Raw genomic sequence first — 13,968 nt, forward strand, 5'->3', positions numbered from 1 at the left:
GGTGACGGAATCCGAGGGCTCGCGCACCTTCCGGGTGGCGGTCGTGAACGCGGGGATCAGCGATCCGTCGTCCACGAAGCTGCTCGGCGACCGCATCGCGCAGGCCGTGCGAGAGATCGCAGTGCGGCGCGGTCACGTCGTCGAGATCACCACCATCGATCTGCGGGATGTGCTGCCTGAGCTGGCGGGGGCACTGGCATCCGGTCTGCTCGGTCCACGGTTCACCGCTGCCGTGAACGCGCTGCACGAGGCGGACGGCGTGATCGCGAGCACGCCCGTGTACAAGGCCGGCCCGAGCGGGCTGTTCAGCTCGTTCTTCCAGGTGCTCGACAACGACCTGCTGATCGCCAAACCGGTCGCCCTGGCCGCGACCGCCGGCACGGCGCGGCACGCGCTCGTCGTCGACGAGCAGATGCGGTCGCTCTTCGCGTACCTGCGGGCGATGAGCGTGCCCACCTCCGTGTTCGCGTCGACCGAGGACTGGCAGGACAAGGCCCTCGGGTCGCGCGTCGACCGGGCCGCGTTCGAGCTTCTGCTGCTCATGGAGAGCGGCTTCGAGCGCGAGGTGCGCGGCTCCAGTTGGCGCAAGTACCAGCACGAATACGGCAGCGCCGGCGGCAACGAGCTGACGATCGACCTGGACAGCGACCTGATGCGCCTGGCGACCGGCGGGTCGCTCAAGCCGAAGAACTCGGTGATCGAGGGGATCGACGAGAGCTGAGATCGGCGGGCTGCCGGCCGTCGCCGGCCCGCCGCCGGTCCCCCTATTGCCGAACGGCCGGCATGCCGACGTCGCCTCCGGGACCTGACGCGGCAGGGGGACCGCTCGGCGGCGAGGACGCCATGAGGCGCCGATGGGGCCGGAGCGTGACCCTGACCGGATTCAGGTGAAATCGGGGGTGCGGCCGCACGTTCGACCTCGCTATGCTTGGCGCATCCCATTCAGAGAGCGCTCTCTTAGGCCTGTCTCCCCGCAGCTGCACCATCGACGCGATGCACTTCCGCGCCGTTTCCTGCTGGGCCTTCGCCTCGGGCGCCCGAGGCGAAGGCGGCTCGTGACAGGCTCGGCACCATCGTTCAGCAGAAGGCAGTTGTTCACCGCAACGGGCGCAATGGCCGTCGGCGGCGTTGCGCTCGCGACACTCGCCGGATGCTCCACCCCGGCCCCCGCGAAGACGGCGATGTGGACGCCGCCTGCGACACCCATGGCGTTCCCCAAGGGCTACGTGTGGGGCGCAGCGACGAGCGCCTACCAGATCGAGGGCGCGTGGAACATCGACGGCCGCGGCCCCTCCGTCTGGGACACGTTCGCGCTGTACAGCGGCAAGATCGCCGACGGGTCGACCGGTGAAGTCGCGGCCGACCACTACCACCGGTGGAAGACGGACTTCGACCTGCTGAAGACGCTCGGGGTCGGCGGGTACCGATTCTCGTTGGCGTGGCCGCGCATCCAGCCGACGGGGTCCGGGGCTATCAACCAGAAGGGCCTCGACTTCTACAAGCAGCTGCTGGACGGTCTGGCGGAGCGGAGCATCCGCCCCGCCATCACGCTCTTCCACTGGGACCTGCCGCAACCGGTGCAGGATGCCGGCGGCTGGCCGAATCGCGACACCGCGAACCGCTTCGCCGACTACGCCGACATCGTGTTCGGCGCGTTCGGCGACGTGGATGCCGACTGGTTCACGCTCAACGAGCCGAAGACCCATGCGTTCAACGGCTACTGGTACGGCAACCACGCGCCGGGGCTCACCGATCCGAATGCCGCAGCGGCCGCCGTCCACCATCAGCTGCTGGCGCACGGCCTCACCGTGCAAGCCTTCGATGCGCAGGGCGTGAAGGGTCGCGTTGGACCCGTGCTCAACCTCACGCCGGTGTCGGCGTCCGATCCGGCCGCCGCCGACCAGACGAAGAACGTGGACGCCCGTGAGAACCGGCTCTTCCTCGACCCCGTGCTGAAGGGCAGCTACCCGACGGATGCCATCGGCACAGAGAACGGGCAGCTCCCGGCCGACCCCGCCCAGTTCGCCTCCCTCGTGAAGGAGGGGGACCTGAAGACGATCTCCTCCCCCATCGGCGTGCTCGGCGTCAACTACTACGGCGTGGCGGGCGTCGACCTGAACGGTGACGAGGTGCAGATACATCCGACGTCGACCGCCGAGTGGGAGCAGATCTGGGCGCCGGGGCTGTACACGCTGCTCACGCGCATCAAGCGCGAGTACAAGAAGGTGCCGATCCTGCTGACGGAGAACGGCATCCCCGACGATCTGTTGCAGGACGGCGTGGACGATCCGCAGCGCATCGACTACCTGCGCAGCCATTTCCAGCAGGCAGCGCGCGCCATCGAGGCCGGTGTCCCGTTGGAGGGCCATTACGTGTGGTCGCTGCTCGACAACTTCGAGTGGGCGGAGGGTTACACGCAGCGCTGGGGGCTCACGCACGTGGACTTCACGACGCAGAAGCGCACACCGAAGAAGAGCTTCCACTGGTACTCGACAGTGATCGCGGCGAACGCCGTGGCGCCGAAGTAGCGCCCGGCGGGAGGCGATTGCGCCAGGATCTCGTGACCGCGCCTGAACTGGTGGCGCAATAGTCATAGCCTGGCGCGATCGCCAGCAGCTCCGGCGGGCCGTCGGGCCTCAGCGCTGCACGACCACCTTGCCGACGGTGCGACCGGATTCGACGAACCTGTGCGCTTCGCGGAAGGTCGCGGCGTCCCATCCCGACAGGATGGTCTGCACCGTGCTGGTCACGCGGCCGACGTCGACCAGGTCGGCGACCGCATCCAGCAGCTCGTGCTGCCGGATCATGTCCGGCGTGCGCTGCATCGGACGCGTGAACATCAGCTCCCAGTGCCAGCTCTGGCTCTTCGGCTTGAGGGCGTCGAGGTCGACATCCTTCGCAGAATCAATCGCGACGACGGCCCCGAACGGCCTGAGCATGTGCGCGTAGTCGGCGGCGCGCCCTGCGCTGTGCGCCGAGAAGATCCAGTCGACGCCGTCGGGCTCGGCCTCGAGCGTCTGCGCGACGAGGTCGGCGTGGTGGTCGACGGCCGCCGACGCGCCGAGCGATCGCACCCAGCGCTCGTTGTCGTCATTGGATGCCGTGGCGACGGTGCGCATGCCAGGCACGAGCTCCCGCACGAGCTGAAGCATGATCGATCCAACGCCGCCCGTGGCGCCGACGACCAGCAGGCTGCCCTCAGATGTCTCGGTGAGACCGAGCTTGTCGAACAGCGACTCCCACGCGGTGATGGCCGTGAGCGGCAGCGCAGCGGCCTCCGCGAAGCTCAGCGACGATGGCTTGCGGCCGACGATGCGCTCGTCGACGAGCTGGAGGTCGGCATCCGACCCCTGCCTGTCGAGCTGGCCGGCCCACCACACCTCGTCGCCCTGCGCGAAGAGAGTGACCTCGGAACCGACGGCACGAACGACGCCGGCGCCGTCGAAACCGAGCACACGGGGCTCGGCGAGCTCCGGGCTGGCCGCTCGTTGCTTCACGTCGACAGGATTCACGGATGCCGCACGCACCTCCACGAGCACGTCTCGCGGTCCCGGCGTCGGATCCGGCAGCTCCGCGTCGACGAGGCTCTGCTCGTCGTCGATCGGCAGACCCCTGGTCAGTGCTACGGCGTGCATGCGCGTCCTCTCGGTTCCGCTGGAAACCCACTGGTTCGAAACCCCGGGCGGAGCCGAACCCTTCCCGATGTCAGAGCACCAGCGCGGACTCGATGCCCCAGCGAGCCGTGAACGTCTCGCCCGGCGCCAGCCAGCGCAGTCCCTGCCCGGAGTTGAGGGCGTTCGCGGGAGCAGTCATCGGCTCGAGGGCGATGGCCACCTCGCCCTCAGGCAGGGTTGCGAACGAGCGGTGCGTGTAGGCCTGCACGTATCCGAAGGAGTCGTCGACCCACAGCGTGACCGATCGTCCGTCCGCGGCCGTCAGCGAGTGCTCCCCGCGCCCGCCGTGGTGCAGCACGCCGCCGAAGCCGTCGTCCAGCTGGAGGTCCGAGACGCGGCGTCCGCCGCGGAGGTCGAACTCGGTGCCGTGAACGGGATGCTCGGCGACCACGTTCATCCGCTCGTCGACCTCGAAGTGGGTCGTCGCATCCAGCCGCAATGTCAGGTCGGAGGTGCGCACGCCGCCGATCTTCAGGTACGGATGCGCACCCAGCGCGACCGGAGCATCCTGCTGGCCGGCGTTGACGATCGTGTGCTGCACGCTCAAGCCCTCTGCGCTGACCGAGTACCGCACCGTCGTGTCGAGCAGGAACGGATACCCGAGCTGCGGGAACACCGTCGCCCCGAGCGTGATCGAATCGCGCCGGCGCATTACGGGGAGGTACGGCGAGTAGCGCAGCAGCCCGTGGATGGCGTTGCCTCGCGCCGGCTCAGAGACGGCGAGGCGCTGCTCGGTGACGGATCCCGAGGAGTCGCGCATCCACCACGTGGCGTCCTTGACCCGGTTGGGCCACGGCACGAGCACGATTCCGCAGCCCGACGGGGGCGTCGACGACTCGTCGTACGGCTCCGTCAGGTCTATGCCTGCAACGGAATAAGAACGGATGGCGGCAGCCACCTGCGTGATCACCGCCCGCGCCTGTCCGGCAGGCGTGTCGCACGTCAATTCGTACTGGTCCCCCGTGGGTGCGCGCATGTGCCCAGCCTAGGGAACGGACGGACTCCGCGTGACGTCGGCGCGGGATCAGACGGGGTCCGGCTCGACGCGGACGACGCTGGATCCGGCGTGCCTGAGCGAGCGCATGACCTTGTCGTCCGTCGAGGCGCCGAGGTAGATGGTCTCGAAGTCCCGCAGGTCGCCGATCCGACCGAGGTGCACGCGGCCCGCCTTGGATCCATCCGCCACGACGACCGCCCGCTCGGACGCGCGGACCATGTCCCGCTTGAGCTCCGCCTCCGGAAGGTTGATGTTGGTGATGCCGGCACGGGCGTCGACGCCGTTGCATCCGATGAACGCGAGGTCGGCGTGCACGTGCTCGAACATGGCGGCGGCGAGCGGTGCCACGAGCGAGTGCTGCAACGGACGCAACGTGCCGCCCGTGACGATCACCTGCACCCGCGGAATCGCGTTCTCGAGCTCGAGCGCCGTCGACAGGCCGTTGGTGATCACTGTCACGTCGTGCAGGTCCTCCCTGCGCACGAGCTCCCTTGCGACAGCCATGCACGTGCTGCCGACGTCGACGATGACGCTCATGCCGGGCTCGACGAGCCCGGCGGAGCGGCGCGCGATGGCGCGCTTCTCCTCCGCCGAGCTCTCGAGCGCCTCTTCGAACGAAGGTTCCTGCATCGGACCGGTCACCCGCGGCATGGCCCCACCGTGCACGCGGCGGATCCCCTGCGTTCCCTCGAGTACCGCGAGATCGCCCCTCACCGTCACCTCGGAGACGGAGAACGTCTCACTCAGCTCCCCGACGCGCACGAACCCGCGCTCCCCGATGAGCGCCAGAATGCGCTGGCGTCGGATCGTCGCGGGCGCGCCGGCATCGGGGACGGAGTCGATGATCTCGGGCACGCGACCAACTTACGTTTGCTTTTGTTTTGTTGTCAATCCGTAAGCTAGTGTTTCGGTGTGGGCACCATCACCAAGCGCGAGCACCGGCTGGCCGACGGACGCGAACTCTTCTACTTCGATGACGCGGACACGACGTTGCCCCCGGACAGGGCGCCCGACCTCCGCACGCTGGGTCCGCGACCGCAGACTGCACGCATGCGCCAGGATCCGCTGACCGGCGAGTGGATCTCGATCGCCGCCGCCCGCCAGAACCGCGTCGTGCTGCCCCCGGCAGAGCTCGATCCGCTCGCCCCGCAGACGCCGGGCAATCCGTCGGAGATCCCCAGCGATTACGACGTCGCGGTCTTCGAGAACAAGTCGCCGTCGTTCGGGCCGACGACGGAGGATGCCGACGCCCCGCGCGATCTCGCCGACCTCGCCGAGGTGGGCATCGGTCGCATCCGCACGTCGATCGGCCGCTGCGAGGTCGTCTGCTTCAGCCCCGAGCACACCGGATCGTTCGGCAGCATTTCGCCGTCGCGCGCGCGCACGGTCATCGAGGCTTGGGCCGACCGCACGGCAGCACTCTCGGCGATGGCCGGCATCCAGCAGGTCTTCCCGTTCGAGAACCGCGGCGAGGCGATCGGCGTGACGCTCGGGCATCCGCACGGGCAGATCTACGCCTACCCGTACATCACGCCGCGTACCCACCGCCTGCTCGCGTCTGTCGAGTCGTACGGCCCGACGCTGTTCGGCGACATCCTCGACTTCGAGCGCGCGGGCGAGCGGATGCTCCTCTCCGGCGATCACTGGAGCGCCTACGTCCCCTTCGCTGCGAGGTGGCCCCTCGAGGTGCACGTCATGCCGCACAGGCAGATGGCCGACTTCGCCGCAACGACGGACGCGGAACGCACCGAGCTCGCCTCGCTCTACCTGCGGATCCTCCGCGGCGTCGACGCCCTCTACGACACCCCTACCCCCTACATCGCCGCCTGGCACCAGGCGCCGGTGAACGTGCACCGCGACGACGTGCGCCTGCACCTTCAGCTCACCTCGCCGCGCCGTGCCGCCGACAAGCTCAAGTTCCTCGCCGGTAGCGAGGCGGCCATGGGAGCATGGGTCGGCGACGTTCCGCCCGAGACGCAGGCGCTCGCTCTGCGCGAGGCGATCTCGCGCGCCGACGTCGAGAACCCGGTCTGATCCGCACCCGAAACGTCACCACCAGAAATCCAGGAGAATCCGGCATGACCGACCTCGTCGCATCCGCCCGCGCACGCTTCACGGAGCTTTTCGGGCACGCACCAGAGGGCGTCTGGTCCGCTCCGGGCCGCGTGAACCTCATCGGCGAGCACACCGACTACAACGACGGATTCGTCTTCCCGTTCGCCATCGACCGACGCACCGTCGGCGCGCTCGCGCTGCGCGACGACCGGAGGATCCGCGTCACCTCGTCGTTCGCCGACGAGGTGCTCGAGACCTCGATCGCCGACCTGGGTCCCGGTGCAGCTGCCGGATGGCAGAACTATCCGCTCGGTGTGGCGTGGGCCCTCGGCCAGCTCGGCGCGGACCTCGAAGCGGTCCCCGGATTCGACCTCTACCTGGACTCGGCGGTCCCGGTCGGTGCCGGGCTGTCGTCATCCGCAGCCATCGAATCGGCCGTGGCCATCGCCCTCAACGACGTGTGGCGCCTCGACCTCGACCTCAAGACCCTCGTCAAGGCCGGTCATATCGCGGAGAACGAGGTCGTCGGCGCGCCGACCGGGATCCTCGACCAGTCGGCGTCGCTCCTCGGCCGTGCGGACAGCGGCATCTTCATCGACTGCCGCACGCTGGAGACCGACGTCATCCCGCTCGGGTTCGACGAGGCGGGCCTCGAGGTGCTCGTCATGGACACGAAGGTGCACCACGAGCACGCGACGGGCGGATACGCCGCGCGCCGCGCATCCTGCGAGGCCGGCGCCAAGACGCTCGGCGTGGAGTCGCTGCGGGAAGTCACCGTTGCAGACCTCCCGCGAGCGCGCGAGGTGCTCGACGGCGAGACGTTCCGCAGAGTTCGCCACGTCGTCACCGAGAACCAGCGCGTGCTGGACACCGTGCGCACGCTGCGCGAGCAGGGCCCGCGCGCCATCGGCGACCTGATGGACGCCTCGCACCGCTCGCTGCGCGACGACTTCGAGGTCTCCGTTCCGCAGCTCGACCTGGCCGTCGAGATCTCCCAGAACTACGGTGCGATCGGCGCCAGGATGACCGGCGGCGGGTTCGGCGGATCGGCCATCGCCCTCGTGCCCCACGAGCTCGTGTCGCAGGTGGAGGCATCGGTGGATGCGGCGTTCGCCGAGCACGGATACGCACAGCCCGACCTCTTCGCCGTCGTGCCGTCTGCGGGAGCGCACCGCAACGAGTGAGCGCGAACCGCAATAGCCTTGTCGCATGTCTGCGCACGATGACGCCCGCCTGATCGTCCTCCCCGACCGCGCCGCTCCTGATATCGCACCGTTCGCCTGGGTCGCTCCCGGAGCGCAGCTGATCGGCGCCGTCACGCTGCAGGATCGCGCCAGCGTCTGGTACAACGCCGTGCTGCGCTCCGACAACGAGCCCATCGTCATCGGCGAGCGGTCCAACATCCAGGACAACTGCTCGTGCCACGTCGACACCGGATTCCCGCTCACGCTCGGCAGCGGTGTCTCCGTCGGACACAACGCCGTGCTGCACGGCTGCACGATCGAGGACGACGTGCTCATCGGCATGCACGCCACGGTGATGAACGGCGCGGTGATCGGGTCCGGATCCCTCGTGGCGGCCGGCGCTCTCGTGACGGCGGGCACCATCGTCCCTCCCCGTTCGCTCGTGGCCGGTGTGCCGGCGAAGGTGCGGCGCGAGCTCAGCGATGAGGAGGTGGCGGGCATCCGCCGCAACGCGGACGTCTACCTCGAGCACCTCGAGCTGCACCGTGGAGCGACGCAGGTCTGAGTCGGCCGCAAGGCCCGAAGTCCACCCCGAGAACACGAGCCCGACGAAGGAGTCGACATGCCGAACCTCGCTGCCGTGATGACGGCACTGAACACCATCGAGATGCGGGAGCGCCCCGAGCCAGAAGCTGGGCCCGGTGAGGCTGTCGTCGCTATACGTGCCGTGGGCGTCTGCGGGTCGGACGTGTCGTTCTACCGATACGGACGGATCGGGCCCTACGTCGTCGATGGCGACCTCATCCTGGGGCACGAGGTGTCGGGCGAGGTGCTCAGCGTCGGCGCCGGCGTGAGCAACGTCGAGCCGGGTGACCGCGTCGCGATCGAGCCGAGCATGCCGGACTGGACCTGCGAGCAGTGCCGGGCCGGCCGCTACCACCTGTGCCCGAACCTGCGGTTCCTGGCGACGCCGCCCGTCGACGGTGTTCTCGTGCAACGTCTCGCGATCGACGCCCGCACCCTCTTCCGCATGCCCGACTCCATGACGTTCGAGGAGGGCGCCATCGTCGAGCCGCTCTCCGTCGGGCTCTGGGGATGCCAGCGCGCTGGGCTCCGACCTGGCGACGACGTGCTCGTCACGGGAGCCGGTCCGGTCGGTCTGCTCGCTGCGGAAGCCGCCAAGGCACTCGGCGCGAGGACCGTGACGATCACGGACGTCGTCGAACCCCGCCTCGAGCTGGCCAGCACCCACGGATTCGCCACCGAGCTGAGCGGATCGGCGGACCGGTCATCCCGCACGTTCGACGTGCTGCTCGAGTGCTCCGGCGCCCCAGGCGTTCTGGCAGATGGTCTTGGGCGCCTCGGCCCGGCCGGACGCGCCGCCGTGATCGGCATCTCGAAGCAGAACGCCGATCTACCGCTCCACACGTTGAACTGGAACGAGATCACCATCTCGATGGTGAGCCGCTACCAGAACACCTGGCCGCTCGGCATCGCACTGATCTCCTCCGGCCGCGTCAACCTGGAGGGCGTGCACACACACAGCTTCGCGCTGGCGGACACCGCGGCAGCACTGAACATCGGCGCAACCGACCCGACCGCGGTCAAGGCCATCATCTATCCGCAGGATGTCTGAGGGCGGCGGCGATCCTGAGGCGAGGACCACTGGCGCGGGAGACGGCGGGCTGAGCCCGGTGCGCCTGAAGAGCAACGACTTCGACGGCCTCCCGGGCTGGAGGAGGCGGTCATGCGCGGCATGGCGCGTGAGCTGGATGCAGCAGACCGGGACACGCTTCTCCTCGAGACCCTGCGCCGGGCGATCGGCACCGTCGTCTGGGCGCTCAGCATCGGCGACGACGCGTTCGAGCAGCACGGCCACGTCATGATCCGAAGGCTGCTCGACGAGTAGGGCGAGTCCGGCCGGTCGGAGCGACCGACGGCGTCTACGCTCGCTCGACCTCGATCTCCGTCCCGCCCGTCAGCTCGACGAGCTGGTCGTACGTCAGCGGGAAGACGGTGTGCGGATGTCCGGCCGCCGCCCAGATCTCGGGGAAGGCCCGCAGCGCGGTGTCCACCCAGGTGCGCAGCGGAGCGGGGTGTCCGGTGGGAGCCACTCCCCCGATCACCTGTCCGGTCGCCTCGCGAACCGTTTCGGCCGACGCCCGCTTCAGCGTTCCGCCGAGCTCCTCGCCGAGGAACGCCGTGTCGACACGGTGCCCGCCAGAGGTCATCACGAGCACGGGCTCGCCGTCGAGCGTGAACACGAGCGAGTTGGCGATGGCGCCCACCTCGATGCCGAGGGCTGCTGCCGCCGCGGCCGCCGTCGGCGTCGCTTCGTCGAGCCAGCGCACCTCGCCTGCGATCCCGTGGGAGCGGAGCTGGGTCTCGACCGCCTCGACGGCGGCGTGGGACGGACTCGGGCTCGTGGACTCGGTGCTCGTGGACTCGGCGGTCATCCGTCAAGGCTACCGATCGGCGACTGCCGAGACGGAAGAGTCGCGAGCACGGAGTCGGCATCCGTCAGCTCGATGAGCGGCGCGTAAAGGGCCATGGCGTCGAGCGCGCGACGGTGGTCGGTGTCGGTGGCGCCGGCACACGCATCCGTCGCGACGCGGACGTGGACGCCGGCATCCGCCGCGGGGAGCGCCGTCGAGATGACGCAGCAGTCCGTCGAGACGCCGGCCAGCACGAACTCTCGGGATCCGTCGGTCGCACGCTCCAGGTCGGCGCCCCATTTGCCGAACGTGGTCTCGGTGACCACGCCGTGCGACGGCGACGGTGCGTCGACGAGCTCGTACAGCGGATCGTCCTCGGGCTTCAACGCCCACGGCCACTGGTCGTAGTACGGGATCCACGCGCCCTGCGGGTGCTCTGGCGCGACGAATCGCGTGTGCACCACCCGGTTACCGAAGGCCGGCGTCAGGCGCGCGATCGCTGCGCGGGCTTCCTCGAAACGCGGGGTGAACCATCCGCTGGCCGGGTCGCCGAACACGCGCTGCATGTCGACGATCACCAGCCAGGGCGCATCGCTCACGCCTGCCCCTCGCCGCCCGCGGCGGTGACGGGTTCGGCGGCAGGGCCGGCGGCATCCGTCCCGTCTTCGTCCGCCTCGGGCAGCGACTCCTGCCGGCGCACGGCATCACGGCCGAACAGCACGACCCCGAGGTAGCCGACGACGAGCGCCACGAGCACGCCGAGGTTCGCGCCGCCCCAGATGCCCGTACGTCCGCCGAGACCGAAGGGTGCGAGCAGGTAGCCCTGCCAGTTCAGCCAGGAGATCCCGTAGGGGTTGATGACGAGCCCCCAGCCGAGCGCCGTGCCGACTACGAGCAGGGCGATGGCGAGCCAGTTCCAGCTGCCGTAGCGGCCACGGGCAGTGAAGAGGTCCCTGTCGGAGTAGTTCTTGCGACGCAGAGTCATGTCGGCGAGGAAGACGCCGCACCAGGCAGCGATCGGCACGCCGAGCGTGATGAGGAAGCCCTGGAACGGGCCGATGAAGTCCGTGGCGAAGAAGACGATGTACACGGCGCCGGCGATCATGATGACGCCGTCGATCAGAGCCGCGACCGGACGAGGGATGCGCGCGCCTGCGCTGAGCAGCGCGATCCCCGACGAGTAGATGTCGAGCACGGCACCGCCGATGAGGCCGAGCACCGCGACGATGAAGAACGGCACCAGGAACCAGACCGGGAGGATGATCGTGAGCGCGCCGATCGGGTCGTTGCCGATGGCCGCAGACAGCGCCTTCGACGATCCGGCGAGCATGAGGCCGAAGACCACCAGGATGACGGGAGCGAGCGAGGCGCCGAACGTCGTCCATCCGACGACGCCGCCGCTCGAGGATTTGCGGGGCAGGTAGCGCGAGTAGTCGGCTGCGGCCTGCACCCAGCCGAGGCCGAATCCGGTCATCATGAAGACGAACCCGCCGATGAGCTGCGGCAGGTCGCCGTTCGGGATGGCCGCGATCTTGGCGAAGTCGATGTGATTCCAGACCAGGCCGATGTAGACGACGGTGAGCACGGCTGTCGCGATGGTGATGATCACCTGCAGCCGCATGATGACGTGGAACCCGAACACGCCGCCGCCGATCACGAGCGCCACGACGACGATGAGCGTGATCACCCGGGTGACCGTTCCGCCACCGCCGCCGAGCTCCTTGAAGACGGTGGTCGTCGCCAGCACGGCGAGGGAGACGAGCACGGTCTCCCATCCGACGGTGAGCAGCCACGAGATGATCGAAGGCACGGTGTTGCCGTTCACGCCGAACGCTGCACGGCTCAGCGTCAGCGTCGGAGCGGATCCCCGCTTGCCGGCGAGCGAGATGAAGCCGCAGAACAGGAACGACACGACGATGCCGAGGATCCCCACGATCGTCGCCTGCCAGAACGAGATGCCGAAGCCGAGCAGGAAGGATCCGTAGCTGACGCCGAGCACCGAGACGTTCGCCGCGAACCAGGGCCAGAACAGGCTGCGCGGCCTGCCTCGACGCTCGGACTCGTCGATCGAGTTCAGCGCGTTGAGCTCGATGGTCATGGCGTTGGGACGCGGCGCCTCAGCGCGGTCGTCGTCGACGATGGTCATGGGACGCTCCAGGATGCGTGACCTGCTGGGGTCGAACGGGAATGCAGAGGATTCCTGGAATGTAGCGCAGGAGAACACCCCTCGGTAAGACCGCCGTGCACCGCGACGACGCCCGGATGTCGGGGGCGTGCGGAACACTCGCACCATGGAGATTCAGCTCGCCATGGTCGTGCTCGAAGTGCGCGACCTTGACGCCTCGATCGCGTTCTATCGTCGCCTCGGCCTGGACATCCCGGATCCCGCCGGGGATCGGCCGATCGTCATCCACCGCATGGGCAGCGGGGTGAGCTTGCTGCTGACCACCTCGTTCGCGTCGCACTACGACCCCGGCTTCAGTCGCCCGACGGGCGGATACCAGCAGCTCCTCGAGTTCTACGTCGGAGAGGATGCGCTCGTCGACTCCGTCTTCGCCGACCTCACCGCCGCCGGATACCACGGCCGCCTCGCCCCGGTGAAGACGGTGGGGCCGTACGCGGCGATGGTCGAGGATCCCGACGGCAACGTCATCCTGCTGACCTCGGATGAAGCAGCAGCGCCCGCGAGCTGACTGAGCTCGCGGGCGCCGCGGCGGAGGCCGGAAATGGCCTCCGCTCATAGCTTCGGAGCGCGCTCCGCGGCTTCCACCACGTTCGTCATCAGGAGTGCGACGGTCATCGGTCCGACGCCGCCGGGGTTGGGCGAAAGCCAGCCCGCGACGTCCTCGACGCCGGGTTCCACGTCGCCGTGCACCTTGGACTTGCCGGTGTCGCGGTCGTTCTCGCGCGTCACTCCCACATCGAGCACGGCCGCTCCCGGCTTGACGTCCTCGGGTCGCACGAGGTGCTTGACACCGGCAGCGGCCACGATGACGTCGGCCTGACGCAGGTACTGAGGCAGATCGACGGTTCCGGTGTGCGTCAGCGTCACGGTCGCGTTGATCGCGCGGCGGGTGAGCAGCAGCCCGATCGAGCGGCCGATCGTGACACCGCGTCCGACGACGACGACGTGCTTCCCCTTCAGGTCGTAGTCGTTGCGGGTCAGCAGCTCGATCACGGCGCGCGGCGTGCACGGCAGCGGGGTCGTGATCGGCCCGTTCACATTGAGCACGAGGCGGCCGAGGTTCGTCGGGTGCAGACCGTCTGCGTCCTTCGCGGGGTCGATGCGCTCGAGGATGGCGTCGGTGTCGAGGTGCTTCGGCAGCGGCAGCTGCACGATGTACCCATGGCAGGCGGGATCGGCGTTGAGGCGGTCGATGGCCGCTTCGACGTCTTCCTGCGTGGCATCCGCGGGCAGCTCGACCTGGATCGAGTTCATCCCGATCGCCTCGGACTGCCGGTGCTTCATGCCCACATACAGCTGCGAGGCGGGGTCCGCGCCGACGAGCACTGTCGCGATCCCGGGAACGATGCCACGTTCCTTCAGCGCGGCGACGCGCTCGGTCAATTCCTGCTTGATGGCCGCGGCGGTCGCCTTGCCATCCAGTCGTATTGCCGTCATC

Annotated in this window: 15 protein-coding genes; 8 read left to right on the top strand and 7 right to left on the bottom strand. The window is 68.9% G+C overall.

The window, feature by feature from the left end; translation table 11 throughout:
* Position 1: 1 nt before the first annotated feature.
* Positions 2-721, top strand: a complete 720-nt coding sequence (locus HII28_RS07405; protein WP_170024811.1) for a CE1759 family FMN reductase — start codon at positions 2-4, stop codon at positions 719-721.
* Between the two features lie 334 nt (positions 722-1,055).
* A complete protein-coding gene (locus HII28_RS07410; protein WP_346769228.1) occupies positions 1,056-2,528 on the top strand; it encodes a GH1 family beta-glucosidase in 1,473 nt (490 codons plus the stop codon).
* 108 nt (positions 2,529-2,636) lie between these two features.
* Here HII28_RS07410 and HII28_RS07415 read toward each other — a convergent pair whose 3' ends face one another.
* The 3 genes from HII28_RS07415 to HII28_RS07425 form a co-directional block, all read right to left on the bottom strand.
* A complete protein-coding gene (locus HII28_RS07415; RefSeq protein ID WP_170024812.1) occupies positions 2,637-3,635 on the bottom strand; it encodes a zinc-binding alcohol dehydrogenase family protein in 999 nt (332 codons plus the stop codon).
* A 70-nt stretch (positions 3,636-3,705) separates the two neighbouring features.
* Positions 3,706-4,650, bottom strand: a complete 945-nt coding sequence (locus HII28_RS07420) for an aldose 1-epimerase family protein (protein WP_170024813.1) — start codon at positions 4,648-4,650, stop codon at positions 3,706-3,708.
* A 48-nt stretch (positions 4,651-4,698) separates the two neighbouring features.
* On the bottom strand, positions 4,699-5,526 hold the full coding sequence (locus tag HII28_RS07425; protein ID WP_346769230.1) for a DeoR/GlpR family DNA-binding transcription regulator: 828 nt from the start codon (positions 5,524-5,526) through the stop codon (positions 4,699-4,701).
* 57 nt (positions 5,527-5,583) lie between these two features.
* Between HII28_RS07425 and galT the strand changes: the two genes are divergently transcribed.
* The 5 genes from galT (at position 5,584) to HII28_RS07450 (ending at position 9,819) form a co-directional block, all read left to right on the top strand.
* Positions 5,584-6,705, top strand: coding sequence for a galactose-1-phosphate uridylyltransferase (galT, locus tag HII28_RS07430; protein WP_170024814.1), 1,122 nt, complete (start codon positions 5,584-5,586; stop codon positions 6,703-6,705).
* A 44-nt stretch (positions 6,706-6,749) separates the two neighbouring features.
* Entirely contained in the window at positions 6,750-7,910 is a 1,161-nt protein-coding gene (gene galK, locus HII28_RS07435; protein WP_170024815.1) for a galactokinase, read from the top strand.
* A gap of 25 nt (positions 7,911-7,935) precedes the next feature.
* Positions 7,936-8,475, top strand: a complete 540-nt coding sequence (locus HII28_RS07440) for a gamma carbonic anhydrase family protein (protein WP_170024816.1) — start codon at positions 7,936-7,938, stop codon at positions 8,473-8,475.
* A 57-nt stretch (positions 8,476-8,532) separates the two neighbouring features.
* Positions 8,533-9,546 (top strand): NAD(P)-dependent alcohol dehydrogenase, encoded by a 1,014-nt coding sequence (locus HII28_RS07445; RefSeq protein ID WP_170024817.1) that lies wholly within the window; start codon positions 8,533-8,535, stop codon positions 9,544-9,546.
* 111 nt (positions 9,547-9,657) lie between these two features.
* The gene (locus HII28_RS07450) at positions 9,658-9,819 is read left to right on the top strand and encodes a hypothetical protein (protein ID WP_170024818.1); all 162 of its coding nucleotides are present in this window, start codon (positions 9,658-9,660) and stop codon (positions 9,817-9,819) included.
* A gap of 34 nt (positions 9,820-9,853) precedes the next feature.
* Here HII28_RS07450 and HII28_RS07455 read toward each other — a convergent pair whose 3' ends face one another.
* The 3 genes from HII28_RS07455 to HII28_RS07465 are packed head-to-tail and all read right to left on the bottom strand — an operon-like array spanning position 9,854 to position 12,491.
* Positions 9,854-10,366 (bottom strand): YbaK/EbsC family protein, encoded by a 513-nt coding sequence (locus tag HII28_RS07455; RefSeq protein ID WP_170024819.1) that lies wholly within the window; start codon positions 10,364-10,366, stop codon positions 9,854-9,856.
* Positions 10,363-10,944 (bottom strand): cysteine hydrolase, encoded by a 582-nt coding sequence (locus HII28_RS07460; RefSeq protein WP_170024820.1) that lies wholly within the window; start codon positions 10,942-10,944, stop codon positions 10,363-10,365. The genes HII28_RS07455 and HII28_RS07460 overlap by 4 nt, the downstream gene beginning before the upstream one ends.
* Positions 10,941-12,491: a cytosine permease gene (locus HII28_RS07465; RefSeq protein ID WP_205864597.1), complete on the bottom strand. Its 1,551-nt coding sequence runs from the start codon at positions 12,489-12,491 to the stop codon at positions 10,941-10,943. Before HII28_RS07465 ends, HII28_RS07460 begins: the two co-directional genes overlap by 4 nt.
* Before the next feature lie 145 nt (positions 12,492-12,636).
* Between HII28_RS07465 and HII28_RS07470 the strand changes: the two genes are divergently transcribed.
* Entirely contained in the window at positions 12,637-13,038 is a 402-nt protein-coding gene (locus tag HII28_RS07470; RefSeq protein WP_170024821.1) for a VOC family protein, read from the top strand.
* 44 nt (positions 13,039-13,082) lie between these two features.
* Here HII28_RS07470 and HII28_RS07475 read toward each other — a convergent pair whose 3' ends face one another.
* Positions 13,083-13,967 (bottom strand): bifunctional methylenetetrahydrofolate dehydrogenase/methenyltetrahydrofolate cyclohydrolase, encoded by an 885-nt coding sequence (locus tag HII28_RS07475; protein ID WP_170024822.1) that lies wholly within the window; start codon positions 13,965-13,967, stop codon positions 13,083-13,085.
* Between the last annotated feature and the right edge of the window lies 1 nt (position 13,968).

It is taken from the genome of Planctomonas sp. JC2975, assembly GCF_012985205.1.
Classification (GTDB): Bacteria; Actinomycetota; Actinomycetes; order Actinomycetales; family Microbacteriaceae; genus Humibacter.

Bases quoted from the DNA above. Each gene is read 5' to 3' on its own strand.
- HII28_RS07415 (WP_170024812.1), bottom strand. From the start codon at position 3,635: ATGCACGCCGTAGCACTGACCAGGGGTCTGCCGATCGACGACGAGCAG.
- HII28_RS07420 (WP_170024813.1), bottom strand. From the start codon at position 4,650: ATGCGCGCACCCACGGGGGACCAGTACGAATTGACGTGCGACACGCCT.
- galK (WP_170024815.1), top strand. From the start codon at position 6,750: ATGACCGACCTCGTCGCATCCGCCCGCGCACGCTTCACGGAGCTTTTC.
- HII28_RS07440 (WP_170024816.1), top strand. From the start codon at position 7,936: ATGTCTGCGCACGATGACGCCCGCCTGATCGTCCTCCCCGACCGCGCC.
- HII28_RS07445 (WP_170024817.1), top strand. From the start codon at position 8,533: ATGCCGAACCTCGCTGCCGTGATGACGGCACTGAACACCATCGAGATG.
- HII28_RS07450 (WP_170024818.1), top strand. From the start codon at position 9,658: ATGCGCGGCATGGCGCGTGAGCTGGATGCAGCAGACCGGGACACGCTT.
- HII28_RS07455 (WP_170024819.1), bottom strand. From the start codon at position 10,366: ATGACCGCCGAGTCCACGAGCACCGAGTCCACGAGCCCGAGTCCGTCC.
- HII28_RS07465 (WP_205864597.1), bottom strand. From the start codon at position 12,491: ATGACCATCGTCGACGACGACCGCGCTGAGGCGCCGCGTCCCAACGCC.
- HII28_RS07470 (WP_170024821.1), top strand. From the start codon at position 12,637: ATGGAGATTCAGCTCGCCATGGTCGTGCTCGAAGTGCGCGACCTTGAC.
- HII28_RS07475 (WP_170024822.1), bottom strand. From the start codon at position 13,967: ATGACGGCAATACGACTGGATGGCAAGGCGACCGCCGCGGCCATCAAG.